General features: G+C 53.3%; 25 protein-coding genes. 15 read left to right on the top strand and 10 right to left on the bottom strand.

What is annotated here, in order from left to right:
* Nucleotides 1-107: 107 nt before the first annotated feature.
* Nucleotides 108-713 (top strand): DUF2062 domain-containing protein, encoded by a 606-nt coding sequence (locus tag HY913_01630; protein ID MBI4961956.1) that lies wholly within the window; start codon nucleotides 108-110, stop codon nucleotides 711-713.
* A gap of 44 nt (nucleotides 714-757) precedes the next feature.
* On the opposite strand, the gene HY913_01625 is transcribed toward HY913_01630, so the two are convergent.
* From HY913_01625 to trpS, 3 genes are all read right to left on the bottom strand, one after another.
* Nucleotides 758-1,093: a cytochrome c gene (locus HY913_01625; GenBank protein MBI4961955.1), complete on the bottom strand. Its 336-nt coding sequence runs from the start codon at nucleotides 1,091-1,093 to the stop codon at nucleotides 758-760.
* A 119-nt stretch (nucleotides 1,094-1,212) separates the two neighbouring features.
* Nucleotides 1,213-1,788 (bottom strand): endonuclease III, encoded by a 576-nt coding sequence (locus HY913_01620; protein ID MBI4961954.1) that lies wholly within the window; start codon nucleotides 1,786-1,788, stop codon nucleotides 1,213-1,215.
* A gap of 95 nt (nucleotides 1,789-1,883) precedes the next feature.
* The gene (gene trpS, locus HY913_01615; protein MBI4961953.1) at nucleotides 1,884-2,849 is read right to left on the bottom strand and encodes a tryptophan--tRNA ligase; all 966 of its coding nucleotides are present in this window, start codon (nucleotides 2,847-2,849) and stop codon (nucleotides 1,884-1,886) included.
* 553 nt (nucleotides 2,850-3,402) lie between these two features.
* Between trpS and HY913_01610 the strand changes: the two genes are divergently transcribed.
* A complete protein-coding gene (locus tag HY913_01610) occupies nucleotides 3,403-3,717 on the top strand; it encodes a carboxymuconolactone decarboxylase family protein (GenBank protein ID MBI4961952.1) in 315 nt (104 codons plus the stop codon).
* A 40-nt stretch (nucleotides 3,718-3,757) separates the two neighbouring features.
* Here the strand turns inward: HY913_01610 and HY913_01605 are convergent, their stop codons facing one another.
* Nucleotides 3,758-4,534 (bottom strand): enoyl-CoA hydratase, encoded by a 777-nt coding sequence (locus tag HY913_01605; protein ID MBI4961951.1) that lies wholly within the window; start codon nucleotides 4,532-4,534, stop codon nucleotides 3,758-3,760.
* A gap of 409 nt (nucleotides 4,535-4,943) precedes the next feature.
* On the opposite strand from HY913_01605, the gene HY913_01600 reads away from it, so the two are divergent.
* Nucleotides 4,944-5,681, top strand: coding sequence for a tetratricopeptide repeat protein (locus HY913_01600; protein ID MBI4961950.1), 738 nt, complete (start codon nucleotides 4,944-4,946; stop codon nucleotides 5,679-5,681).
* Nucleotides 5,682-5,932: 251 nt separating this feature from the next.
* Nucleotides 5,933-7,522, top strand: coding sequence for a hypothetical protein (locus HY913_01595; protein ID MBI4961949.1), 1,590 nt, complete (start codon nucleotides 5,933-5,935; stop codon nucleotides 7,520-7,522).
* Nucleotides 7,523-7,813: 291 nt separating this feature from the next.
* On the opposite strand, the gene cfa is transcribed toward HY913_01595, so the two are convergent.
* Nucleotides 7,814-8,926 (bottom strand): cyclopropane fatty acyl phospholipid synthase, encoded by a 1,113-nt coding sequence (cfa, locus tag HY913_01590; GenBank protein ID MBI4961948.1) that lies wholly within the window; start codon nucleotides 8,924-8,926, stop codon nucleotides 7,814-7,816.
* A gap of 867 nt (nucleotides 8,927-9,793) precedes the next feature.
* On the opposite strand from cfa, the gene HY913_01585 reads away from it, so the two are divergent.
* Entirely contained in the window at nucleotides 9,794-10,564 is a 771-nt protein-coding gene (locus HY913_01585) for a TerC family protein (protein ID MBI4961947.1), read from the top strand.
* Between the two features lie 9 nt (nucleotides 10,565-10,573).
* Nucleotides 10,574-11,380 (top strand): cytidylate kinase family protein, encoded by an 807-nt coding sequence (locus HY913_01580; protein MBI4961946.1) that lies wholly within the window; start codon nucleotides 10,574-10,576, stop codon nucleotides 11,378-11,380.
* A gap of 446 nt (nucleotides 11,381-11,826) precedes the next feature.
* Here HY913_01580 and lnt read toward each other — a convergent pair whose 3' ends face one another.
* The 3 genes from lnt to HY913_01565 form a co-directional block, all read right to left on the bottom strand.
* Complete coding sequence (lnt, locus tag HY913_01575) at nucleotides 11,827-13,401, bottom strand: apolipoprotein N-acyltransferase (GenBank protein ID MBI4961945.1); 1,575 nt, start codon at nucleotides 13,399-13,401, stop codon at nucleotides 11,827-11,829.
* Entirely contained in the window at nucleotides 13,398-14,270 is an 873-nt protein-coding gene (locus tag HY913_01570; protein ID MBI4961944.1) for an HlyC/CorC family transporter, read from the bottom strand. The genes lnt and HY913_01570 overlap by 4 nt, the downstream gene beginning before the upstream one ends.
* A 1,128-nt stretch (nucleotides 14,271-15,398) precedes the next feature.
* Nucleotides 15,399-15,962, bottom strand: a complete 564-nt coding sequence (locus HY913_01565; protein MBI4961943.1) for a flavodoxin family protein — start codon at nucleotides 15,960-15,962, stop codon at nucleotides 15,399-15,401.
* A 216-nt stretch (nucleotides 15,963-16,178) separates the two neighbouring features.
* Between HY913_01565 and HY913_01560 the strand changes: the two genes are divergently transcribed.
* The 3 genes from HY913_01560 (at nucleotide 16,179) to HY913_01550 (ending at nucleotide 18,052) form a co-directional block, all read left to right on the top strand.
* On the top strand, nucleotides 16,179-16,925 hold the full coding sequence (locus HY913_01560) for an acyloxyacyl hydrolase (protein MBI4961942.1): 747 nt from the start codon (nucleotides 16,179-16,181) through the stop codon (nucleotides 16,923-16,925).
* Between the two features lie 203 nt (nucleotides 16,926-17,128).
* Complete coding sequence (locus HY913_01555) at nucleotides 17,129-17,563, top strand: hypothetical protein (GenBank protein MBI4961941.1); 435 nt, start codon at nucleotides 17,129-17,131, stop codon at nucleotides 17,561-17,563.
* A gap of 288 nt (nucleotides 17,564-17,851) precedes the next feature.
* Nucleotides 17,852-18,052 carry a type II toxin-antitoxin system HicB family antitoxin gene (locus HY913_01550; GenBank protein ID MBI4961940.1) on the top strand — a complete coding sequence of 67 codons (201 nt, stop codon included), beginning with the start codon at nucleotides 17,852-17,854 and terminating at the stop codon, nucleotides 18,050-18,052.
* A gap of 36 nt (nucleotides 18,053-18,088) precedes the next feature.
* Here HY913_01550 and HY913_01545 read toward each other — a convergent pair whose 3' ends face one another.
* Both HY913_01545 and HY913_01540 read right to left on the bottom strand, forming a co-directional pair.
* The gene (locus tag HY913_01545) at nucleotides 18,089-18,259 is read right to left on the bottom strand and encodes a type II toxin-antitoxin system HicB family antitoxin (GenBank protein MBI4961939.1); all 171 of its coding nucleotides are present in this window, start codon (nucleotides 18,257-18,259) and stop codon (nucleotides 18,089-18,091) included.
* 37 nt (nucleotides 18,260-18,296) lie between these two features.
* Nucleotides 18,297-19,109 carry a hypothetical protein gene (locus HY913_01540; protein MBI4961938.1) on the bottom strand — a complete coding sequence of 271 codons (813 nt, stop codon included), beginning with the start codon at nucleotides 19,107-19,109 and terminating at the stop codon, nucleotides 18,297-18,299.
* A gap of 642 nt (nucleotides 19,110-19,751) precedes the next feature.
* Between HY913_01540 and HY913_01535 the strand changes: the two genes are divergently transcribed.
* The 6 genes from HY913_01535 (at nucleotide 19,752) to HY913_01510 (ending at nucleotide 25,919) form a co-directional block, all read left to right on the top strand.
* Nucleotides 19,752-19,913: a hypothetical protein gene (locus tag HY913_01535; protein MBI4961937.1), complete on the top strand. Its 162-nt coding sequence runs from the start codon at nucleotides 19,752-19,754 to the stop codon at nucleotides 19,911-19,913.
* 124 nt (nucleotides 19,914-20,037) lie between these two features.
* Nucleotides 20,038-21,708: an arginine--tRNA ligase gene (locus tag HY913_01530; GenBank protein MBI4961936.1), complete on the top strand. Its 1,671-nt coding sequence runs from the start codon at nucleotides 20,038-20,040 to the stop codon at nucleotides 21,706-21,708.
* A gap of 94 nt (nucleotides 21,709-21,802) precedes the next feature.
* A complete protein-coding gene (locus HY913_01525; protein MBI4961935.1) occupies nucleotides 21,803-22,495 on the top strand; it encodes an SPOR domain-containing protein in 693 nt (230 codons plus the stop codon).
* A 141-nt stretch (nucleotides 22,496-22,636) separates the two neighbouring features.
* Complete coding sequence (locus HY913_01520) at nucleotides 22,637-23,125, top strand: GNAT family N-acetyltransferase (GenBank protein MBI4961934.1); 489 nt, start codon at nucleotides 22,637-22,639, stop codon at nucleotides 23,123-23,125.
* A gap of 8 nt (nucleotides 23,126-23,133) precedes the next feature.
* A complete protein-coding gene (locus tag HY913_01515; GenBank protein ID MBI4961933.1) occupies nucleotides 23,134-24,174 on the top strand; it encodes a histone deacetylase in 1,041 nt (346 codons plus the stop codon).
* Nucleotides 24,175-24,200: 26 nt separating this feature from the next.
* Nucleotides 24,201-25,919, top strand: coding sequence for an AMP-binding protein (locus HY913_01510; protein ID MBI4961932.1), 1,719 nt, complete (start codon nucleotides 24,201-24,203; stop codon nucleotides 25,917-25,919).
* Nucleotides 25,920-26,201: the final 282 nt, after the last annotated feature.

The following is a 26,201-nucleotide window of genomic DNA, read 5'->3' as shown; positions in this document are numbered from 1 at the left end:
TTAACGTGGCGTAATATTGGTTTTTTTCATGGAAACACGAGAGGCCTTGCGAGAATCAGGCGGTAAACCGGCCAAGGAATGAAAAACGTCGGATCGAAGGTGACGAATTGAACATTGGCAGTGATAGGGCAGGCTCGGCGATTTCGCGAAAATCCGAACGCAAGTCGGCCGGGTTTTTTCGCAGCCGTTTTGTCGAGCCCCTGGTCAGTTCCCGGAATCCGCCATGGTTCGATGCACGCGGAATCGCTTTCGGGCTGGCAATAGGATTCGGCGTTCCTGTCGGCGCGCAAATGGTATGTCTCGGCATCGTGAGGCTTTTGATTAGGTTCAATACACTGGTAGCCTTTGCATTCACCTGGGTGAACAATCCCTTTACGCTAATCCCGATGTATTACGGATACTATTATCTAGGCTCGCTGATTCTCGGCAGATCGGAAGTCATGACCCTGGAAGGATTTCATCAACTGATGCACCCTATTACTCAGGCCGGCTATTTCTGGCAGTCGCTGGGGGCTTTCGGGCGCCTGGGCGGTGACATCGTGTTGCGTTGGGCTACGGCAGCGTTAATTGTCGCGGTTGTTTCCGGGACATTGGGTTACGTGATGGGATATTTAGTTCAAACTCGACGCTGTACTCGGAGGGCCCGCAGGCTGGGTATATCTTACGAGAAGCTGGTGGCAGACCTGGAGAAGTCACTCGAAAAGAAGGGCTGAGCAGACATTCCAACCTCTCGCAGCGCCCGAAATTCTCGGCAGCCCTAGTCGGGCATGCCGTCATCAATCCATTGTTTTATTTCGTCAATCTCCTCCTTCGCAAGATAAGGCCCCCCAGAGGGCATCCTTCTGTAGCCCCCGATAAAAGTAGTCAATATTCTGACCAGATTGGTCTCGGCTCCGCGGCCGTTCCCCACCTTGTCAGGTTCGATAAGCACTTTGCCGTAAGGATTACTTTGAGCTAATTCTTCTTTTGTCTCCCAGCCGATGTGACCCTCATGCACCACGTTCATCTTAGGTTCCCGGCCATGATCCTGCTTCCATTTGATTAGCGAATTATCCAGAATTTCTTTAATTCTCGGCCAGTTCACCTCAGGCATATTCATTCCTCCTATCCGGACCATACAATTTGCAGACGCCTGAGAATTATGATTGATTCGGTCGAGAATTGATTCGAATACAGCAATTGTTAAAGGCAAAAAGTAATGTTCAATACAATTTACCTATGCTGGGACACGCCCACCTGCCGGCAGCAGGCTATAACTGCGCACTTGGAGCAGAATGGAGAAATGGGCCTGCAAATATTCTGACCCCAGGTCACCAGCAAGTCGTTGTATTCTATCCAATATTCTCTGGGGAGTTTTTCCCTGAGGGCTTTTTCGGTCTCATCCGGGTTCTTGGTTTTCACGTATCCTAGTCTGTTGCTTACTCTGTGCACGTGAGTGTCCACGCAAATTCCCGGCTTGCCGTAACCTAGAGTAATCACCAGATTGGCGGTCTTTCGTCCCACCCCCTTGAGCTTCAGAAGTTCGTCCAGGTCGTCAGGCACCTTGCCATGATATTTTTCAATAAGCTCGTGACAGACTTCCCTGATCGTTCGGGCCTTTGTTTTGTAGAATCCCACGGGGTAGATCAGGGCTGCGATTTCCGATTCAGGAAGCGCGAGGATCTGCTCCGGGTTTCGAGCTTTTCCCAACAGCCTAATCGCGGCCTGTCTGGTCACCTCATCTTTGGTTCGCAAGGAAAGTATGGTGGAGATGAGGACATCGAAAGGGTCACGCCTTTTCCTGGACATCTCCGTGACAATGGGAACCTGGAAACTCCGAACCTCCTGCCTCAGAATCGGAACGATTTTGCGAATATCCGGTTTGCGTGATTCCGGCGGCAATATCAATATCGTATCCCCACTCGCCGCGTGACTTCGTCCATGGTATTGACAGCAATTGCTCTGGCTTTTGCAGCTCCGGAGGCCAGCACGTCTCGTATGTGCCCCGGATCGGCAAGTAATCTGGCTCTTTTTTCCCTTTGGCCTCGAAAACAATCCCACAGAATCCCGACGAGTTCTTTTTTTAAGGTCCCGTACGCTGCCCCGCCTTCTTTGTACAGGCGCTCCACTTCAATCACTCTGTCGGGAGGCGCAAAATGACGATAAATCTGGAAAAGGTTACATGTTTCAGGATCTTTGGGCTGTTCCACCGGAGTGGAATCGGTAAGGATACTCATGACCTTCTTTTTCAGCGTCTTCTCGTCAAGGAAGATCTCGATGGTGTTGCCGTACGATTTAGACATCTTCTGGCCGTCGATTCCTGGAATGGTCGCGACTTCGTCGCTGATTTCCCCTTCAGGGACGACGAAGGTCTCACCGTACGTGCTATTGAATTTCATGGCGATATCCCGCGTAACCTCAATATGCTGCTTCTGGTCTTTTCCAACCGGTACCAAGTTAGCCTGGTACAGGAGGATGTCAGCGGCCATGAGCACAGGATATGCAAACAACCCGTGATTGGGGGAAATCCCCTTCGCGATCTTGTCCTTGTACGAGTGGCAACGCTCCAGAAGGCCCATTGGCGTGATACACGTAAGTATCCAGCTAAGTTCCACCACTTCGGAGACGTCGGACTGAACCCAAAAAATGGACCTATCCGGGTCCAAGCCGAGGGCCATGAAATCCGCGGCCGCTTCCAAAGTGCCTCTTGAAAGCTTCTCGCCATCGAAAACGCTTGTGAGCGCGTGCAGGTTTACAATGAAAACAAAAAGCTCCGACCGGTCCATATACGACAGCATCGGCCTCATCATTCCCAGGTAATTGCCGAGATGTAGGCCGCCGGTCGGCTGGATGCCTGACAGTACCCTCACTGCCGATCTCCTTTCTTTGAGATTGTTTGCGCAACCGGCCCGGCAAAATTTTTTTCTCGTCGGGCCGACAGATTTCAAGGCAATTTCAACTAAGAGGCTTATGAGTGGAACTTCTTTGCCAAAACTTGTGCCTCTCCTCAAAGAACCCCAATGTTTTTCGCGTTAAAGCATTATAAGATGCATCAATTATCGCGTGGGGTCAACAGTTTACCGGTTTTGCAGGTGACCATTCAGCCTTCCCGAGTGGCAGGAATGTTTTTGTGGGGCAGTCCCGCGAGCCGCGGGACTGCCCCACAATTCCCTGACGTCGGCACGATGTGAAGCCCCCATCCATACAAATGGTTCCTTCTGCATCGCCGGACCATAACTTTGCGCGTGCAGAATTCTGTCAGCGAAGGTTCCCAAATATAGTATCATGGAAAAATGCCAGGGTTGATGGAATGATAGTTCCTGAACAAGGCTGTAACAAGAAGTTGCGGACTGAACTGGCCGCGGCTTCGAACCGGTTCGGTGCTGTTCATGGCAGGAATACAATAAAGTTTGGGAGGCAAGAATGTATTTACCGGAAATTTTTAAGGAATTTTTGGACAAACATCCGGAGATTGCACAGGCATACCGCAATGTGGGGGATCTGGCTTCGGATGCCGGGCCCATCGACAGGAAGACCCAGCATCTCATCCAATTGGGAACGGCAATCGGGCTATGTTCCAAGGGCGCGGTAAGATCACATGCACGGCGAGCCCTTGACGCAGGCGCCACCGACAAGGAGGTCCTCCAAGTAGTGCTTCTTTCTATGACCCTGGTGGGCTTCCCCGCGATGATAGCCTCTTACGGATGGGTGAACGAGGTGCTGGCTGCCGGCCGCTAGCCCCCCGCCCATGGGGGCGCTGCGGCGGCTCTTATAGCTATCACTGGCCTTTCCAGACCGGCTTACGCTTGTCGAGGAAAGCAGTGATGCCTTCCTGTGCGTCTTGCGCCATCACATTCAATGTAATCACATTGTTGGCGTATTCATACGCGCGGGGTTCGTCCAGTTCGATTTGATTGTAGAAAGCCTCTTTGCCTATACGAAGCACCAGCGGGCTTGCCTCGGCGATGTTCAAAGCCATGTCCATGGTTGTCTTTTCCAGCTCGGCTTCAGGAACCACTCGGTTCACAAGGCCTATTTGCAGCGCCTCCTCGGCAGAGATCAGCCGTCCGGTCATAAGCATTTCCATCGCGGCCTTTCTGCCAACCGCCCGCGTGAGAGCGACCATCGGGGTTGTGCAGAACAGTCCGATCCTCACCCCTGGTGTTCCAAACCTGGCCGTCTCATCCGCTATCGCAAGATCGCACGTAGCCACCATTTGGCACCCGGCTGCGGTGGCTACTCCGTGAACTTGAGCAATTACTATCTGAGGAATTTTATGAATGAGTTTCATCATTCGGCTGCACTGCTCGAATATGAACTTGTACTCCGACCTGTCGCCGTTGACCATTTCTCGCAGGAAGTGACCCGAGCAAAAGTGTTTCCCATTGGCTTTAATGATGATCACCTTTTTTTGCGAATCCGCTGCAAAGTGCTCAAACGCCGAAATAAGCTCCCCTATCAGGCTCTTTGACAAGGCGTTGATCGTTTTGGGAGAATTCAGTGTAATCAGGCCGATTTCACCCTGGGAATCAACAAGAATGTCGTTGTACTCCATGGCGCGTCTCCGTGGAAAGAGTTGTTGGCGGCCTCATTGAGGACCGCGTTTGATTGGCGATGGGGTGGCCGGCTTTTGGACCGGGAATCGAACGAGGGTCGCCGTTTATATTATCTCACAGACCCGCCGGTGTCTAGCCAAGTTATTACGCTATTCCTTGGTACAATGGACCGATCTGTCAGTGGGTCACTATGACGAGCCCGGCAGCCTGAGATTGACAAAACAGCCTGTTTCGTGCATTGAGCTTTTGCAGGCCTTTTACGACCTCAGTTCCCGGCATCTCGGAGGGAAGGCCTTCTTGTCACGCCGCGATGAGGGAACCGATAGGTCGGCAAGGGTTACGAATAATAAAACGGAATTAGATGGCTTTTTGCCTCCTGGTCCAATGATAGGAATACCGAATCCCCGCTTGTCACTGCGTTGGTTGCTTCTGGCCGCGCTCATGACCCATGTCTTGACCGAAGAGCTTCCAGCGCAACCAATCAGCAGCACCAAGAAGCCTGTTGCCGCCCACACAGCGCAGTTTTACCTCGATCAGGGCAGGAAACAGTTTGAACAAAAACGCTTTGCCATTGCTGTGCGGACTTTATCCACGGCCATCCGGAGAGACAACAACCTGGCGGAGGCCTATCGGTTGCGAGGTGAGGCTTTTGACCAAATGGGCCTGCCCCAAAAAGCCGTGCATGATTTTACCCAGTACATTCGGCTTAGGCCGTCAGATCCGAAAGGCTATATTTATCGTGCCGACGCGCACAACTTCAACCTTGAGCATCAGGCCGCAATCGAGGATTACAGCCATGCAATAAGGCTTGCAAAGTCCTCTGCATCGGCTTACGTGGGACGCGGCCTCGCGTACGCAGGGCTCGGGAAGTACGGGGAAGCCGTAAAAGACTATCAGCAGGCCTTGAGAATCAACCCCGACAGCACCGAGGTCCTAGCTAACCTCGGCGTGGCTTGCATGTTGGCGGGTAGAAGTCTTGAAGCAATGAATTATTTTGAGCGCGCACTTAAGAAGGAGACCGATCCCAAGTGGAAAGAACAGATTGAAAGGTGGATAGCGCAGCTCTTACAGGAATCAAAAGTGAGCAAGCCCGGCAAAGATACACCACGTCGCGGGCCTGTCGGGTCACCGAAACCCATGTGGTGATCGCCGGGGAGTTTCACAAAAGGATGTTGACAAAGACCGCGGGCCGGGATAAGAATAGAATTTAACGGAGAAACACGTGACCGCCACCACTCAGGCATATTTTTATTTTTATTTTAGCGGAAGGAGTACCTGCCTGCTCGGCTGAGTGTAACGGTTCAACATAACGGAATACAAAGCGGAGCAGCGACTCCGCTTTTTTTTTGGGATTTCTCATGACCCAGGGGCCAAGAGAATCAAAAGGACACAGACCCATGACCAAAGTTTCAACACGAAAGGCTTCCCCCTCCTCCCCATCCCCGAGCGCGGGCCGGCTTAGTCTTAATGAGAGATTGGCTCTCATAAGCCTGATAGAAGAAGGGATCAAGGGCGGGGCCTCTAATTCTGCAATAATAACCGACCTGTTCACAGAGCTGGGCGATCTGGTGCATGCAACGGTCTCAGGCGCCAAGATCGACCGGCTTCGGTCAGACAATGTCAATGGGTTCAAGACCTTAGAGATAACTGCCGAGACCGGTGAAAACCTTGGCCGGCTCAACATGCTGTACCTGAAGAAACCCATCCCTTGCTACTATCTCGTATACGTGGAAGTGGCATCCCCTTTCAGGAACAGAGGATTGGGCAACCGGATCCTTTCGGCCTTTCGCGATTTCTTGATCGAAAAGTCCGCTGTAGGGATACTGGACAACATCATTCCCGAGGAAGACCCCACCTACGACATCTATCTCAAACTGGACTGGCGGCCGGTGGAAGCTGTTACCGGCGTCTTGAATCCTGACGGGAACGCGCTCTACATGGTTTTCGTCCCGCCCGGACTGGCTGATAGAGATTTGAGAGATGCAATATCCAAATTGGTCTATCACCTCAAGAGGAAGCGGGCAACCATCGACATGAGGGACAACGAACTCATGGTCCAGAGGACTATTGAGGAGTTCAAGGACCTTTACGCGGCGCTCCTGACCTATTTTGAGAAAGAAATTCACGGAACGGAACAGTCCTCGGTGGTCAGATTCATGTTCACCCGTTTCGTCACCAAGCTGCTGGGATTCAGGCGCCGGATCGGGCGACTTCTCGGGTACACGGGCGGCGAGTCGTTGGAACAAATAATCCTCACTCCTGAGGTCAGGGCCATGCCCGTGCAGTCTTATGCGCCTCGAGAACTCGTGGATAAACCGCACCTCCTCTCCGGTGATAGGGAATTGTGGCTTGAATTGCCTGAAACGCTTAAACAGAATCCCGCGCGGGTGATCGAATCGCTTCCGAACTACCGACGGCCTAGTCTGGTGGCTTGGATGGAGTCACACGGGAGATCGTCCAAGGATACCCTTACCATCGGCGATTTGATGGATCTGGGGTTTGATCCTACTCGACTCAAGGAGATTTCACTGGGTGGGCAGGATTATATCTTCGAGCGTCTCCAGGCACGCATGGTCGGTCAGGTGGAGCGAAAGAAGGAACTCATTGAACAGATCATGCCGGAATTGGAAGGCGTCCGAATCAAGAATGCTCGGGTTCGGGCCAACCCCCCCTTGCTGTTGATTCGAGATCGAGGCAACGCCTATGTTCTGCGTCGAAAAGTTGAAGGCATCCACTGGGAGGAGGCAGTCGAGCAGCTTCAGACAGCCCCATCCCTGCAAGCTTTCAACAAAGGGACGTCAGCGGACCGGATAATACTCTCCACGGTTCGTCAAGTATCCCAATGGCTCAATGACAAGATAGGCGATCAAGAAGATCAGACGGTCGATCTGTTCACGTTCTTCACTTCGTGGAATCTGTCAGCGAACCAGCCAAGAATAGTAGTGGAATTCTCCGGATCATATCTGGAGACGGTATGGATTTCGTAGAAGGTACCGTAGGTTACCCGCTCTGAGTCATTGTGAGGTGACTAGTCCGAAGTAATCTTCAAGCCTTGGTAGACATGGACCCTGGTTTTTCTGCAGCCACGGCCCGCCCTACGCAAAGGATCGCGGCCAATGGTAGGGCGGCCCGTGGCCGCCATTTAGTGCCGATTCGGGCCGGCAGGGACATCGGCCCCCACCGTGATGGGCTGACGGCCCCGCGAGAGCCTGCCACTTTCTTTGACAAAGGGCTGACTGGCTTCACTTTCCTGAAAGCCGATTAGCATAAATCCTTCCTCAAAACCTGCATGCAGGCTGTGGCGTACAGGTTTTGGTCATGACGATCTGCCACACCTGTATGTCACGGGCTCGGAACGCTCCCGCGCAGGATAAGAGATAGTACTCCCACATCCTCTTGAATCTCTGATCGTACTTACTTTCCAGGCGCGGCCAGGCCTGTTGGAATCTTTCGTTCCATGCCAGAAGGGTTTTGTCGTAGTGCGGGCCAAGGTTGTGCAGATCCTCAACCACGAACAAGCCTTCGGCAGCTTTGCTGATCTGCTCGATACTCGGAAGCTCACCGTTCGGGAAAATGTATTTGCTGATCCATGGATCGGACTTGACCTGCGATTCGTTGCTGCCGATGGTGTGTAGAAGGAACACACCCCCTTCTTTCAGGCATTGGCCGGCCGTTTGCATGAATTTCCCGTAATTCTTTCGTCCCACATGTTCGAACATGCCGACCGAGACTACCTTGTCAAATTCTCCCTGCACGTCCCGGTAGTCACAATGAACGACCTCGATCGGTAAGCCCTTGCAGAATTCTCGCGCGAAAGCGATTTGCTCTTGCGATATGTTCACGCCTTTGACGGAACAGCCATAATTCCGCGCAGCGTACTTTGCCAATCCTCCCCACCCGAAGCCGATGTCCAGAACGCGATCGCCCGAACTCAGTCCGAGTTTTCTGCAAATGAGGTCCATTTTGTTAAGTTGCGCCTGATCGAGGTTGTCGGTTCCATTGAAATATGCGCAGCTATATTGATTGTACGGGTCCAGGAACGAGAAAAAAAGTTCATTGCCAAGATCATAGTGCCGCTCTGCAACCTCTCGTGACCGGATTTTTGACTGGCGGTTGAACAACAGCGCTTTCGCCACGGGCAAAAGAAACTTGAGGCTGCCCCGCACCTTTTGATCGAGCCTTGCGCTGAGGATTCGGAATATGAATTCATCCAGTCTCTGACAATCCCACCATCCATCCATGTAGGATTCGCCCAGACCCAAATTCTTGTAACGGAGCATTCGGGAATACATTCGATCGTCGTTGACCTTTATGTCACAAAAGGCAGCCCCGTTGACGGTTACGCCACAAAGGCCTAACAGCTCTTGGACGACTTTCTTGGGTCCGGACATCTTCACCCCCGCGATTTCCTCTATTGAATTGTGCGTGCTCCAGTCTGGCGACGTTGCGCTTGAATTCGATTCCGAACAGCGTTAATTGAACTTTACAAGTAACAAGCCATGGGGCTCGGGTCAACAGGAACCTGATCATAGGCGCAACTGATAGGCTTTTGCGAGAGTTGGGCGGCACGTTCCCATTAACCGCTCAGTGGCTCAGGAGAATGTGGCCCGCCAAATGATGCCGAGAACCACTAGGACCGGCAAAATGCCGGTCGCTACTGTGACACGCGTCACTCCAGATTTCCACCGCGCAGGCGACTGGCTACTATGTAGTAGTTGCCAATATTTTTATCCGATTCGGAAGAACCGAATTCCGTCATTCCTGCGGAGGCAGGAATCCAGTCCCGCGTCTCGCGGGATTCCCTGGGTTCCCGCTTGCGCGGGAACGACGGGTAGACAAAGCAGCAATGGTAGACGAGGCGCCGGAGAGAAACGGACATTTTAGTGATTCTCAAAAGTCTTTTCCGAATGGAGTCGCACTGCTGGACAAGCCAGTCCCGCCTTGGCGGGACACCCACAAGTCAATCCGTGATTTCGAGAACCACTATATTTTTGGCAACTGCTATAGGTTGTTCCGTTACACCGGTGCAGGATTAGAGTTGACCGGGGAGGCTGCGGCGAGGTATGCTCAAATATTGGAGAAACCCGCTGTTTAGGCATGGGATTGGTGACTTTGGCATAGGTCGCGTTCGTTTCATCGTATAAGAACTGAGCCGAGCCGCCTGCTTAATTGATAAGCCCCAGCAAAAAGCCGCTTTGGCCCCTCAGTCCCGTCGGTTCGTTCGGGGCAAGAATGGCAAGGCGACCGAGGTAATTTGCATGGAACTTGGGTTCCTCAGCAATATGGGAATTGATCTAGATTTTCTGTCCCGTCTTGTCAGCATTGTAATAATAGATCTGATTTTGGCAGGCGACAATGCCGTCCTGATCGCTATGGCCGTCCGATCGCTGCCTCGCGAACAGCGGCGACTGGGCATTATTGTCGGCGCCGGCGCCGCGATCCTTCTCCGGGTGGCGATGACCTTTTTTGTGTCCCAGTTGCTGCTTATAAGCTTTATCAAGCTCATAGGCGGTGCTTTAATCCTCTGGATCGCGGTTAAGCTTTTTATTCAGGTCGCGCCTGAACAGGGTGTTTCCGATGAGCCCGCGACCATTTGGGAAGCAGTCAAGCTCATAGTAATCGCAGATATAAGCATGTCCCTGGACAACATGCTCGCGGTCGGGGGCGCTTCCGGCGGAAGCTTGTTCTTGTTGCTGTTTGGGCTGGCATTGAGTATTCCGTTTCTCATATTCACCAGCAGCCTTCTGTCGACGCTCATGGATCGGTATCCGGTAATCATTTATATTGCCGCTGCAATACTGGGCAAGGTCGGCGGGGAGATGATCATCACCGATCCGGTGGTCGTGACCTACTGGGAACCAAGCAAAGTTCTTCAGTACTCGGTGGAAGCCGCATTCGCCATTGGAGTGCTTGTTGCGGGAAAACTGTGGATCAAGTGGAGACTCAGATCCGAGGAACCCAACACCGAGGTGCCCCTTCCGGCAATCGCGTCCGGATCAGAGCCGGCAGATCCTCCAGAGAAGAAATAGGCAAAGAGAATGGCCATTCTAACTATCTCCAGAGAATTTGGGAGCGGCGGCAGGGAAATAGCCGGAGGAGTAGCGGACGCGCTTGGATACGAGTACCTGAAAAGGGACAGATTTTTCCAAGAGGTACGGGCTCAGGGCAACAAATGGGAGCAATGGGCCAAAGGCTTTGACGAACACTCCCCGTCCGTTTGGGAAAAGTACGACTGGTCGTTCAGAGGTTTCGCCGCACTCACCCGAAGCATTATCTTGGAATACGCGGAAAGGGATAATGCAGTCATTATGGAACGTGGAGGCAATTTTCTCCTCAAAGGAGTGCCTCATGCGTTCAGAGTACGAATAATAGCCCCGTTTGGAACAAGGATGGAGCGGGTCATGATCAGAGAGTCCGTGGACTACGATACCGCACGATGGCTCATCTCACGCACGGATCATGAAAGATCCCGATTTATTATGGCTCTTTACGGTAAACGGTGGGACGATCCCGAACAATTCGGCGCTATATTTAATACAGGAATTCAGCCCATTGATGAAGTTGTCCACATCGTATGTGAAGCGCTTCACGATCTGGACAAACTGAAGACCGACGCGGCACAAGAAGAATTGCGTCGCCATGCACAGGCAGCCAAGCTCGAAGCCCGATTGCTTACGGACCCAAATCTTTTTGTGAACACCCTCGAGGTATGTGTTGAAGAGGGAACACTTCTGCTGCGGGGAATCGTCCGTGATCCAAAGCAGAGAAAACGCGTAGAGGAACTTGCAAGGCAGTTCGCGGGTGATACCCCCATCAAATTCAACCTGCACTACAGAATCGAGTAAGCCCTTCAGGGAATTTGCCTACCCGCAATTGATCGGTAATAGGTTCGCGGCCACTGATCTATAGCCATTGCCGAAATTTTAGCAGTTGCCATAATTCTTGTCCGATTTGCAAGCGCCCATTCCGTCATTCCTGCGGAAGCAGGAATCCAGTCCCGCGTCTCGCGGGATTTCCTGGGTTCCCGCCTTCGCGGGAACGACGGGCGTTATAACGTTCTGGCAAAGGAGGACCTGTCGATACCGACTGAAGGCCAGACTGATTATCTTCCGGTTAAACGGACATTACTTTTGGCAACCGGTATAATGTCCGACTGCGAAGCCGAACCATGGGAATTGGTAGCGCGGGCATGCGTGCTGGCGGATCGTAACTAAACAAATCAACACCGGGGTTCCATATGCGAGCGGGAAAGGATTTTCTTTGAAAAAAGGAGATCCTCCCTTTTTTTGAATCATGGGCGGTCACCGATGGTGGCCTTGTGGCGCCGGGCGATGATCGCCCACAGCCCCAGAACGGCCACGCAGACAATACAACCCCATGCGAACACGTCGCCGAATCTACTGTAAAAGGAGCCCGGATTCAGCGAAGAAGGAACGCGCACCGTAAAGAACCCTTCCTGCTCAAGGGCAATCGTTGCGGCCTTTCTGCCTGCCGGGTCGAACGCGGTGCTTATACCGGTGTTTGCGCACCTGATGAGCCAGATCCGGTTCTCTATGCTTCGCAACCCGGCCATGACCAAATGCTGATACGGAGCAGCCGTGGCTCCGAACCAGCCGTCGTTGGTAATGTTCACCAGCATACCCGCGCCGTTGCGAACAGCCAGACGCGCGAGGTTCGGGAAGATTGCCTCGTAACAAATTAACACGCTGAACGCAGGGCATCCCTTCGAGTGCATGACTGTCATGGTATTACCCGGCGAATAATCCTCTTCACGCGCGGCCAGCCCGGGGCCGAGCGGAAGAAGCCAGGTCAGCGGCATATATTCCCCGAAAGGGACCAGGTGCATTTTGTCGTAGCGGTACCTGAGCATTTTGCCGTCAACCAGGAAAGCGCTATTGAAATACCGGGTTTTCCCGGCCACATCCTTACTGAAAGGCGCTCCCACCAGCATGGGCGCCCCCACCCGCTCTGAAATCTCCCCTGCCCTCTTTGACTCCTCATCAGGCCTTCCGAACAGGACAGGAATCGCTGTCTCCGGCCAGACAAGCAGGCGGGCGTCATGGGCCACGGCTTGTTCAGCCAGCTTTTCGTACGTGCGAAAAGTGTGTTCCCTGGCTGTTTGTTCCCACTTTATCTCCTGCGGTATGTTGCCCTGGAGGACGCCTATCCCACAGCTTCCGGGATCGTCTACGGCCGCGGGAAAATCTTTGAGCCGCATTTGGCCATATACCAATGTGGCGACCACGATGAGCGCGGCAACTTCGAGCAACCTCCAGGCAGACGGTTGCGGCGAAAACCCCTTTGTGAAAGGGGTCCCCCGCGGAATTCTCGTCAACACTTCCCACAGTGCCCCATTTACAAAAACTACCAGGAAAGAAATTCCGTACACACCCGTCAAATCGGCGATTTGAATCAGGCGAAGTTGCCCCGCCTGGGAATATCCTGTGAGATCCCACGGAAAACCGGTGAAGATCACTGTACGAACGTACTCCAGAGCCACCCAGAGAAACGGAGCAACCAGAGCTTGTCTGAAGCCGGCTCTTGCCAGGAAACTTAGCCCTAGTGCGAACACGGCCGGTATGAATGCCAGCGAGAGTACCATCCCGAAGAATACGGCAAGCGCGGGAAGGGTCTCGAAGTGGCCGTGAAGCACCAGAGTGCGATAAACCCAGCTGACATCCACCAGGAAGAACGCAGCGCCGAAAGCAAAGCCGCACATGGCGGCATGCGGAAAGCTCGGTTGCCTGCGCAGGGCCCAAAACAAAGGAATGAAGGATATCCAGGCCAAAAGGTACAAATTAGTGGGGGAAAAGGAAAGTGACAGCAGAAAGCCGCCCGCCGCCGCCGCCAGTAGAGACTTGATCATGGTAGGGTTTCGGGATGGCCCAGCAGGGTCGCGGACTTGGGTTCTTCGGATGGCGGGGTCACCAAAATGCGAGTAATTCTCTTCTGGTCACCGGAGTGAATACGCATCACAAGTCCTTCATAATCCATCTCTTCGCCCTTTTTCGGCACCCGGCCGAGAAAGTGAATTATGAAGCCTCCAAGTGTGTCGTAACCTTCTTTGGGAATGGTCACTCCAAATTTCTCCTCGAAATCGTAAATGTTCACCTTCGCGTCCACCAGAACAGACCCGTCTTCCTGCGCGACGAAAGGCTCTTCCTCGAAGTCGTGTTCATCGCGGATCTCGCCGATGATTTCTTCGATGATGTCCTCGATGGTGACAATGCCCGCAGTTCCGCCGTACTCGTCAACGATTACTGCCAGGTGGGATTTCTTGGTTCGCAATTCATTGAGCAGATCATTGATGCGTTTTGTTTCCGGAACAAAGTACGGTTCTTTCAGAATTTCTTCGATGGTGAACTCTTTTTCGCCGTTCAACCACAATGGGAGCAGGTCCTTGGCATAGAGTATCCCCACAATGTGATCCAAGTTTTCTTCGTACACAGGTATACGAGAATGGCCTGATTCAATAATTGTGTTGAGGATTTCTTCTCTGGTCGAGTTCTTGGGCGCGGCTACTATATTAATTCGAGGAATCATGATCTCTCGGGCGAAGGTTTGCTTGAGTTCCACAATCCCCTCAATCATTTCGCCTTCGTCCTCGTCGATAAGACCGCGCTCCTCGCTCTCGTCAAGGACCTGCTGGATTTCCAGGGGGGTGCGTTCCAGGCCTATCTTACTCTTTAGCCAGCGAACGAGATTGCCCGGTTTCTCTGAACTAGGTTCGTCCAATAAAACGAACACTCCTTTCTTTGTTGGGGCCGCGACGCAAGCCTTAAGCAATCGACCGGCGCTACGGGGAAACCATCCTCGGCAGTGTAGCCCGAGACCGAGGAGAAAACAGGAACAATCAACGACACAACCCTCGAGAACCACGGTGATTTCTCAGTCGGGTACAATCCGTACACCTATATTGCCTGGGTTTCACGATAACCCCTGCTATTCTGATAGCAACCCCGGAACCCGCTGTCAAGGTATTAGCAGCGCCCAACCTAACCGTTCAGCATCTGTGGAAAAGTGTTTGGAGGAACGTCTCTTTTTCGATCGCACTTAACTCTTGACATCATATTAACATTGGTATATCCATATATCCTCAGTAATGAATTGCCCGCCACGCAAAGGAGGATTGGTGTGATTACTAAAATCTTATGTTTCATTACCGCTTCCATCATGTGCTTGCTATTTTCAGAATCCAATGTTCATGCAAGTTTTCTCGATTATCTCATGGGATATCACCCGGAAATCAACCAGGACTATACCTATAACGCGACAAATTCGGGGCAGCCTCAATATCCAGGCGCGGTTCAGTACCAGCCCCCGGCCTACACCGCGGTGCCTTCCACACCGCACCAGGCGGTTGTCGGCCCGCAACCGGTCCCAGCGCGAGCAGCCTATCAGCAACCTCCCACGCAAAACCGATCAACCCCTCCAGGACGACCGACGGTCAAAGCAGCGTCTACAAAGAAGGCCGTCCAGAGTGCTGCTGCGCGTAGAAGTCTTCCCTCAGCCGGAACGCAAATGTCCAATCAACCGAAACCGGGACCCGCTCCACGGTCATATCAGCAAAACTTTCCTGCTCAGCCGCGTCCTATGGTTCAGCAGGCGCCGGCCGCGAGCTACTACGGGAATCCTTACCAGCCCCGATACTCTAGTGCTCCAAACTACTATCAGGGGTCTTCTTATAACGGGTGGGGCTCATCCGGTCAGGCGTGCCCTCCCGGGAGGGCCTGAGGCTTTTAGCGGCCCCGGTCGGGGCTTGACAATTAAAACATTTTGCCTGGATGCCGGTCCGTAAACCTCCTACCCACGGATCGGCATCCGTTTTTTTGGTTTCTCAATTTCCCCATACTCGCGGGACCGCTAGGGGTTGACCATGAGGCTTTTAGCAATCTCTTCCGCCTGGCTGGTTAGATCGGGCCGCTTTGCCACCGAGTCGGCATTTCGCGGGCCATTCATCCGCAAGACGTGATTGGTGACGAATCCGTAATGTTTCAACCACCTTTCGTAGCGTGGGTGCACATCCGCGTACGCGTTCAGGTCCGGTTGCCCCTGGGACATAATGAAGACCGAGAGCTTGCCCGGGCTGAGGCGGCTGGTGAAATCCGGGTTAACAAAGGAATAAGTACGGTCGAAAAACAGCTTGAACTGACCCGAAACTTCTCCGAAATAATTCGGAGTGGCCAGAACCACCACATCGGCTTCCCTTACGGCTTCAAGCACCGCTGTTAAATCGTCCTTTAGCACACAGTGATCCAGCTTTGTTTTGCAGGTCTCGCAACCCTGACATCCTTTGAATTGGAGCTTGTTGAGCACGAATTCCTCAGTCTGGGCCCCGAGTTCCTTTGCCTTTTCCGTGACAATTCGAGCAAGGGTGCTGCTATTGCTTTTGGACCGTGGACTTCCCAGGATAGACGCGATCTTCATAAGGTGATCCTCCTTCTTAGCCTATCGTGTACCGGTTACCGCATTCCTGACCTTAAATCAAGTCCGGCCCACCGCGACCCTGGGAAAATCAGAAGCAAGTTAGGCTATGTACTGAGATTTTAGCAGCTTTTCTTTCTTGACAGCGCGAACGGTCCGTGGTAGCGAGCGGACCATTATTTTTTGTTTGTTTTTTGGTTTCATTTCAAGGAGGAACTCGTGGGTTTTATTTGTCGCCTGAATAGCCCTGTCGTATTGTCGGCGCTCCTTGTCGCATTTTTCCTTCCCCCAAACGCTACAGCCTGGGACTATGGTTTGCCCCAAAATCAAAACCCGTATTTCGTCGCGGGGGACTTTGCCGGGGATCCTGATCTTGGCAGGGGGCCGATTGCACCTACATGTCTGACTCCTCAGGTGTTTAAACCAAGTCACGAGTACCTCATAAAGCTGGCATACGGCAAAACGTTCGGCACTTCCACCGAACTGGACTACGCCACGCTGGAATTCAGCAGGCGAGTAACGAAGTATCCTGCATTGACGGTTTTCGGGCCGGCCCTGGCCGAGGTTCAAGTGGCCTTGATGGCCTCTTACGTGTTCTACAACGAGGGGACTATAGAGCGGATCAAAAACCTGAATTTTCGCGATGGGTACGAGTTGGCATGGGTCCCGAAAGGCCGATTCACATTCCCGCACACATTGATGGGCCTTGCCCCTTACCTGGAAAGCGGCGCAGGGCTGAGTTACGTTTCAGAGACGTACCGAAACTCGGGTTCTCGCTGGAACTGGTCACTGCTAGGGGGATGCGGCATCGAGAAATGTGTGCCCGGTGGGGGAGTGCTTTCTCTCGGCGTCCAGTGGCGCCATCTTTCCAACGGAAATATGTGGGGCCAGGGAGATGAATTGCACAATTCAAATTCCGGCACGGACATGATTCAAGGTCTGGCAACATTTCTTCACCAGTTCTGAAAGCGAACATGTGGGGCAGTCCCGCGCCTCGCGGGACTGCCCCACAACAACAGTTTAAGGGTGGCTTCTTAGATCAACAGTGTTGGGCCGGTGTTTCTGCCTGCCATTCCCGGTTTTTTTGCATGGTTCACAGCTAACTGATATAAGATAAGGTGGGGCTGGGCCGAGGTTCCTTAATGGACGGCTGGAAAGGAATCAAATAGTTGACCTACCGAAGGACCATTTGGATGGTTATTGGCGCTTTGTGTCTATTTTACGTTCAAAGCGCGGCCGCAATAACCTGCGAAGAATGCCAAGAATTGGATAAAAAGAAGAGCCTTGTTCAACAACAACTCACTCAAAAGGACAAGGAATTAACCGCTGCTTTTGAAAAGAGACAATTCCAAAAAGTGACCCAAGTCCGCCAGGAAGTGACTGCCCTGAGAAAGAAATTGCTCGACTTCAAAGGCGATGAAGATGAGTGTAAAAAGGCCTGCCGACCCGACGTGGTAAAAAACCTCCAATGCCGGAAGATCATGAATGATATTATAAAGTTGGAGGAATCACAAGAAGCCGACGCCGAAAAGGTCGATTCGCTCTACAGGGATCTTTCCAAGTGCAACCGCGAACTGGAACAACTGAAGAAGAGCGACAAATAGTTGATAGTCCCTGGCCGGTCCCGCGACGCGTCGGTGCCTCAATGGTCCTGTCTTCAAACAGCCTGTTCAAAACATGAATGAACAAGCCGCGTGACCGGGCCAACTTTGCGTACATGCCCTTAAAATATGCTGGAGCCGGACCAACTTGATGCAGGATGTAGGGCGGGCCGTGCCCGCCAATTCTTAGATTCGGCGGCCATGGGCCGCCCTACTGATATGAACCAATTACGGATGCACCGCAGTAGCATGTTTCACCGGGGACAGATTACTTGTGATCACGGAGGTAGCATGGTACGCAAACTGACCGCAATTATCGAAAAAGAGGGCGATGGTTACGTGTCCTTGTGTCCCGAGCTTGATATCGCCAGCCAGGGCGAGACGGTTGAGCAGGCGCGCAACAATCTTAAAGAGGCCCTGGAATTATTCTTTGAAACAGCTTCGCCGGAAGAAATTGAACAGCGGCCAAAACAGGAGCTGCGCTCCCAGTGAGACTACCGTGACATGTCATGTTCTTTCTAAATCTACCTAAGCTCGATGTTCCCCGTCCTCGAGGAGCATCTCTATGACCTCGCGCAGATTGCGATTGAGTTCGTCGATAGTCTCGCCTTGAGAATGCGCCCCTGGAAAACCCGGGATATATCCAACGTAAAGGCCGGTATCAGGGCATCGCTCAATCACGGCTGTAAAGGCTCTCATGGTCGCCTCACTGGCAGTAGTTGCCCCGCAATATACTTCAGAATTCCTGATCGTCGGGGGGAACGGCCAGCCCGTGGCCGGGTATGAAGGGGATGGGCGCGACAGGGTATCCCTTTGTCCACCTGATCCCGCAGCGCAAGACCGTCTTGACCGGCGCAGGGTGCAGGTAGTCTTCGGGGTTGCCGTCGGAAGCCTCCTGTTCGAACGTCGAAGGCACTATACGAATGCAGTGCCCTTTGTCCGCGAGGTATACATAGAAAGGTCGCAATTCCTCCGGTAGGGTTTGAACATAGGCCTCGGGATCGACGGTTTCGTCTTTCTCTGCGGACTGATCTGTCTCAGCACTGAACTCAATCATATCCCAGAGATTTTCTTTGGGATACGCCTGTGCACAGAAACCACGAACCGCGCGATCGAATTCCACCTCAGTCCAACTCGGAACTCTCTCAAAATGTTTATGTAAGTTACTGAAGAATCGCTGGAAACCGTTTTCCGCATCAATGGTGAAGTCTTTTCCCGTCTCGCTGTAGAAGTGTACCGTAAGCCTATCCTGTTCGGCCATGCGCTTGAATTGTTCGTCACCGCGTCTCGAATGGTAGTTCCACCAGATGTCGAAGAGTTCATCCGCAGGCCCGTCGAGCTTCACCATAGTGAGCACGAGCAAAACATCATTGAATTGGATGAGGCCCGCTCTCTGCATAATGCCAAGATCGCCGTTTCCGCGCGGAATGCCGAACGCGGATCGCAGGAACAACCCGACCTGTTCAGGACTCTCCGGGCCGGTTGAAAACATGGCGCCTATGCTCTCTCCCGGGACTAGTTGAAGGTTGTCAGGATTGATCAAATCCATAAAGCGCTCCTCTTCATGAAGTTTTATCAAAAAGTCCAGGAAGGGTCCAGTGCAATTATCAAGGCCTGCTTCCCGAGGTCGGGAGTGAATCCCGATCGTTAAAGAGCTTGTTCTCGCTCGAATAATAGGCCTCAGTTCCTTAAAGTATACTGAAAGCTCTTGACGCTAAGCCTTAGAATTGATAAAGCAATTCTAGTCACAAAGCCGCGAGTGGACCGCGTCTTTTCCCAACCGGCTTATGTTGACATGGAGCCAACTCGTTCACGGACGCGATAGTCCGTCCGGGAACTGATCGCGGTTCCTAGTGTTAGACCGTGCCAACCCTCTCGTGGTTCCGTGATCGATCGTTGCAGAGGGAAATCCACGGTAGTGGGTCAGCTCGAAACTTCGGATTCGTTGGGCGCAGCCCTATTGTCAGTCCAGCGATCCCCAAGTTTACCCCTGTGCAAACCGGGGCCGGAATCCAGTCCCGCGAGGAACGCGGGATGGACCCGGTTTTTCAACTGGGCGACAAATTGAGTTGTTTTCGCCGGAGATGGAAAAACTCAAACCGGCCCATTACCCACCATGGTGGTCCCTTGATTTCAAGCCCGACAAAGAGCATATTAAACGATTCGGAGCAAAATATCGGCGAGGCCGCCCATGGAAAGCAATCGAACCATATGCGTCGTCTGCGCATGGCGACAAACCTGCAACAAGAAATTCTCGATGGATGGTGCCACCTCAACCAAATGCCCGGAGTTTACGAGAGACGTCACGCTGCCGCTTGAAAGACAAGTCGAGAAAGAAGAAGAATCCAAGTAGACCGAACGACAGGCCAAAGAGGCCGGATTCGAATACTAAAGCGGCTTAGAGAAGGTCGAGGTGGTCTAGTCCGCCATATTTTTATGCAGGAAACAGATAGTCCAGATCTTGAGGTAAAGGTTGAATGAAGGAATTGATAAGAGGTGTTATCCGACAAGCAATTGGAGATGCCGTTAGCAAGAGCGAATTGTCGTTGCCGGAAGGTGAACCTCCGAATATAGAGGTGTCCAGGACCAAAGATCCGCGGTTCGGTGATTACGCGACAAACGCGGCGCTGGTACTCGCGGCCAAACTCGAAATGAAGCCCAGAGAAGTGGCCTCGATCATAAACGAGCATCTGGCGAGAGAATCCGAACTAATTGAAAAGTCGGAAATTGCAGGGCCGGGGTTCATTAATTTCTTCCTGGCGCCTCAGGTGTGGCATGAGGTCGTGCGTCAAATCCACAGCGAAAAAGGTGATTACGGCCGCCGGGTAACCAGTAACGGCCCCAGAGTTCTCCTGGAATTCGTCAGTGCCAATCCTACCGGGCCTTTGCACGTGGGTCACGGCCGAGGCGCGGCTGTCGGCGATACTCTCGCGCGCTTGATGCGAGCCTCCGGATACGATTTGCAAACCGAGTACTATGTCAACGATTCAGGCAACCAGATGAAGATCCTCGGACGGTCGCTGCTTGTTCGTTACAAGGAACTCATCGGGGACCAGATCGAATTCCCCGAGAATCACTATCGGGGTGATTACATCAAGGAGCTGGCAGCAGATTTCAAGCAGACCCCTTTGGCGGAGAAAATTCGGACGCTTCCCGAGACTGAGGCTGTTCAACTCTGCGCTGCCTATGCTTGCGACCGGATACTGAAGGGCATACAGGAAGATCTGGATTACTTCGGCGTGAGCTACGACAGCTACTTCAAGGAAGGGACCCTCCATGAAAGCGGGGCCATCGCGGCCACTCTGAAGGACCTGGGCAGTCGGGGAAAGACGGAAGAAAAGGACGGCGCTCTGTGGTTTGTCATGGATGACCGCGCGGATGAGAAAGACCGGGTCCTTGTGAGGGCCACCGGCGAGCCGACATATTTCGCGGCGGACGCAGCCTATCATGAGGACAAGCTGAAACGCGGCTACGAATTGTTGGTGGACATATGGGGATCGGACCACCATGGGTACGTACCTCGGGTACGTGCGGCAATAGAAGCCCTCGGCCATAGCCCCGATGTCCTCAAGGTGCTGCTGGTTCAGTTTGTGACCTTGGTCAGAGAGGGACAGAAGATCTCGATGTCCACACGCTCCGGTGAATTCGTCACCCTCCGGGAAGTGCTGGAAGAAGTCGGCCCCGACGCGGCGCGCTTCTTTTTCCTGACCAAACGCTGCGACAGCCATCTTGACTTTGACCTCGATCTGGCCAAAAAACAGTCCCGCGACAATCCCGTTTACTATGTGCAGTATGTTCATGCGCGGGTTGCAAGCATCTTTCGGATAGCTTCGGAAAGAGGCATTGACACCGATCTTACCGACCCGGATCTGACCACGCTGTCGTTGCCGGAAGAGCAAAAAATCATGAAGCACCTGGCGGACTTCCCGGACATGCTGTCAGAAGCGGCCGAAACACTGGAGCCGCACCGGGTGACCTTCTATCTCATGGATCTCGCTGAACTTTTCCACGCGTACTATCATGACAACAGAGTTCTCACGGACGACCCTCGCCTGAAGAAAGCGCGTCTCTTCCTTTCCGAGGCAGTGCGTCAAGTGGTGGCAAACGGTTTGGGAATTCTCGGAGTAACAGCTCCGGACCGGATGTGAAAGAAACATGGGCCTCCGCCGAATCTTTCAAAAAAAGCCTAAACTGATCATGAGGAAGCCGGACCCGCAGCCGTGTGATACTGAGAATCCACCGTTGAAAAATGGCTGGCTGGGCCTCGCAGTAATTGGCGCCCTTTTAGTAATGGCTGCGCTCGTCCTACTCAACCTCAGGCTGATTCGGGACGATTCCGCTCCGGGCAAATCGGCTGCCAATGCATCATGCCCACCACGAGAAGGCGCGGGCCAGCTACGGAGCGGCCCGACCGCCGCGATTTGTGAAAATCGGTTCGAGGCGGGACGCCCCCAGGTGACTTTCTACAGCAAGCTGATGGCTCCTGAGGACAAAAGTCGCCCCCCAGGTGAAATACCCGCGGCAGCAATCACGGAGCAGGATGTTGCTGCTCCGCGACAAGAGGTGAAGGGTTCGGAAGAGCCCAAAACCGCGGTCAAACCTGAGGAAGCGGACCGAAGGAAACCCGTTGCGCTGCCGAGCAAACTGCCGGGCTCAGGGCCTCCTCAGTTAGTGCCCTCTGGCGGAGAGGCCGGAGCGAAGCACTATACGGTGCAGGTCGGCGCTTTCAGCCACCCTGGAATTGCGCAACAATGGGCGGCAAAATGGAAGGCCCGAGGCTATGACGTCTCTTTGAAGCCTGTAGCAAGACCGATGGGGGTCATATATCGACTGCACCTGGGGAACTTTTCATCGGAAAACCAGGCGGACGACCTGGTCCGACACTTGAAATCCAAAGAAGGGATCAGCGCATTGCGTCTCGTGGTTCGCAATTGATCCGAGCCGTTGACCTCGAAATATGTTGACCGCCGCTCTGCCCATCGTCGAAAATACCTTTGCCTTCGGCTCACGGTCGACGAATTCGTGAAGCATCAATCTTTAGGATTGAGCCTCTGCTATCTGGATGGGTGAACAGCTATGGCTTGTAGCAGGCGCTTCGAGCACATCGACAAGATGGGGTGCCCGTTCGAGGTGGGCTGCTGCGGCATGGAAAATTTGCCCGAGCTGACCGCGATGTATGACGCGTTCTCACCCAAGGCGATAAGCCAGGGGCTGCCCCCTTCCTCGGAAGAGCAACGCCGCAAGTGGGTCAAAAAACTGATCGAAGGCGGCGAGAACTTCATAGCCTGGAAGGAAGGCAAGGCGGTCGGTCACTGTGCTTTAATCCTTGACCGACAGAGAGAGGACGGCGAGTACATAATATTCGTGGATCAGCCGTATCGGAACAGAGGATTGGGAACCGAGCTGACAGCCGCGGCGGTTCAAAAGGCCCGGGAAATTGGATTGAAACGCCTTTGGCTTACAGTGGAGGCGTTTAACTTCAGGGCTGTCCGCGTGTATCGCAAAGTGGGCTTTCAATTTTGTGACGAAGTCGAACGGGAAAGAACTATGGTTCTTGAGCTGTGAGGTGAGGTTTGTCCATCAAGGTCGGGGTCGTCCGTGATCTCAGATTCCTGGAACACAAGCCGGGTCTTGTTCATCCCGAGAGTCCTAATCGTCTCAGGGCGATATATAGGATGTTGGACAAGGATTTTCCGGACCGCCTCGAAATTATACAGCCTGAATTAGCGATGCTCGAACACCTGGAATTGGTGCATCCCCCGGCGTACATCAAACAGATTCTCGCGACAGCGGACCGGGACTTCACCAGCCTGGCCCCTGATACTCCGGCCAGCGCCAAGAGCTACTTGGCGGCATGGCTGGCCGTGGGTGGGTGCATCGACGGACTAAAGGCCCTCCTCAGCGGCCGTTGCAGGGTCTGTTTTTCTCTCGTGAGGCCGCCCGGCCATCATGCTCTGCCGGATCGAGCGGGCGGCTTCTGCATATTCAATAACCTGGGTATCACCGCGCGTTATGCCATCGAAGAACACGGCTTTGAAAGAATACTCATCGTCGATTGGGACGTGCATCACGGTAACGCGCTTCAAGATCTGTTTTATGCCGACAAAAGAGTCCTGTACCTTTCATCGCATTATATGGGGTGGTACCCTCACACCGGCGACTGGGAAGAGACGGGTGTGGGCCAGGGCGCAGGGTACACGGTAAATCTCCCCGTCCCAAAAGAATTGGAAGATAATGATATTATCCACATCTATCGTGATATACTGCACTCCATAGTGAAGCGGTTCAGGCCCCAGCTTATCCTGGTGGCCGCGGGCTTCGACGCGCACCAAAGGGACCCGTTGGGCCGGACCCGCTTGACCGAGAAGGCTTTCGCGTGGTTGACGCAAATAATACTCCAACTGAGCGACTCGGTTAGAAGCGCTCCGATTCTCTTTGCGCTTGAAGGTGGATACGACAATTGGGCACTGGCTGCTTCCGTCCGGGAAGTCCTGCGAGTATTGACATTTGAAGAGCGGCTGGATCGAATCCCTAACGTGCGAACTGCCAGAGGAGCCGCGGTTCTAGAGAGAGCCGGAAAAATTCATACCAAATTCAACGTCTGGACTCCCTAGACCGCAACGCCGGTCACGAGAACCCCATGATCAAGGCTCGAGTGAAAGCGGAGAATCCGCAAGCCAATTTGAAATTGTACTTTGAGACCTGTTCCGGTTTTTCGTGGTCTGAAGCCGAGAAGGAATTTTCTCCGCGGGAGGGCGGCAAAATTAACATCGCGGCCGAAGCCGTGGATCGTTGGGCGGATGACCCTGCCAAACAGTCTGTTCGCGCTCTGGTGTTCGAGAAAGCGGGGAAGATTCAGTCCTTCAGTTATCTGGAACTGAAGGAAAAATCTTGCCGATGGGCCGGCTTACTTTCCGTTCACGGCTTCAACCCCGGAGACCGCCTGTTGCTGTTGCTGCCTCCCTGTCCGGAAATTTATTTTATCATGGTGGCTTGCGCTCGGCTGGGCGTGATCTTTTCGACTCTGTATACCACCCTCAATTTTGAAGAGCTGCAATGGCGAATCCGGAACGCGGAACCGCGCGGCATTGTCGCGCATCCCGACCTGACGGAGAGACTCTCTCCGGAAGCCATGGAAGGAGTAAAGTATCTTTTCCTGGTGGAGACTGCCTCGCCCGGTCCAAATCCCGGAGAAGTTGCAGTGGAACCCCTTTTGGAAGCCATGCCCAAGGACTTCACCAACAGATGGCTTCCACCGGAGACACCGCTGTACCTCCTCTATACGTCAGGTTCCACAGGCCCGCCAAAAGGAGTGGTTCACGCGCATCAGGACATGGTCGGCCATCTGATCACCGGCAAATATGTCCTGGACCTGAACGAAGGATCGGTGCTCTGGACCGACGGCGACCCTGCCTGGGTTTTAGGCACGGTGTACGGCGCATTTGCTCCTTGGCTCTGCTGCGCGACCTCGGTGGTTCAGCGAGACCCTTTCTCCGCCTCGAGTTGGTATCGGACCCTGGAAAGGCACCAGGTTTCCGTCTGGTACACCACGCCCTCGATTTTACGCAGACTCATGGAGGCTGGAGACGACCTTCCCGGCAGGTACGATTTTTCCTATCTTCGGCACATCGCGACGGTCGGTGAAAATTTGCCGCCCGATCTCTTCTACTGGGCAAGGCAGAACCTGAAACACTCGCCCCATGACAACTGGTGGATGACTGAAACGGGAATGATTTGTATTGCGAACTTTCCCTCGCAACAGATCAAGCCGGGATCGATGGGAAGGCCTGTGCCGGGTATTGAGGCCGCAGTTATAGACCGTGATGGCAACCCGCTGTCCCTACTAAGTCTTGGGGAATTGGCGCTCAAAGTGGGATGGCCTTCCATGATGCGGGCTATCTGGCGCGACGAGGAAAGGTATTCCGCGTACTTCCGGAATGGGTGGTTCCTTACCGGAGACATGGTCATCAAGGATGAAGACGGGTACTTCTATCATCAGGGCCGGAACGATGACCTCATTAAGGCCGGCCAGGAGTTCATAGGCCCTTATGAGATCGAGCAGGTGCTAAGCCAGCATCCGGCTGTTGCAGAGGCTGCCGTCATCTCCAAAATGGTGGATGCGGGAAAACCGACCCTGAAAGCCTTTGTGACGATTAACAAGGGATTCACGCCGTCGGCTCGCTTGAACTATGAAATCAAGGCATACGTCAAAACAAACGTCCATTATCTAGTACCACTGACTGAAATAGCCTTTGTCGAAGAGCTTCCCAAGACCCGCTCGGGTAAACTGCTCCGAAGGGTCCTCCGAGCCCGCGAACTTGGCCTCCCCGTGGGCGATACCTCCAAGCTGAGAGAATAGGCGGAAACCGTTTTACGGATACAGCAATGGCCCCTCCTGGGTGGCCCGGACGCCACGCGTCCGGGTCGCGAAGCGACAAGAGGTGTATTTCATGCGCGTTGTCCCAGCAGCGGAGTTGGTACCAATTTGCGTTCAACAAAGTAACATGGGATAGGTACGGCGCACCGGCGTATGTGCTCAAAGAGCGGGCAGACACGCAGGTCTGCCCCTACAAAGATTCCTGATCTTGCCGGTTGGACAAGGATTTGTATCACCGGTTAGAAATCGCCTTGGTATCAGACT

Source organism: Desulfomonile tiedjei (genome assembly GCA_016212925.1).
GTDB lineage: Bacteria > Desulfobacterota > Desulfomonilia > Desulfomonilales > Desulfomonilaceae > JACRDF01.
Note: the sequence above shows the minus strand (reverse complement) of the source record. Positions and strands in the feature narration are given on the sequence as shown.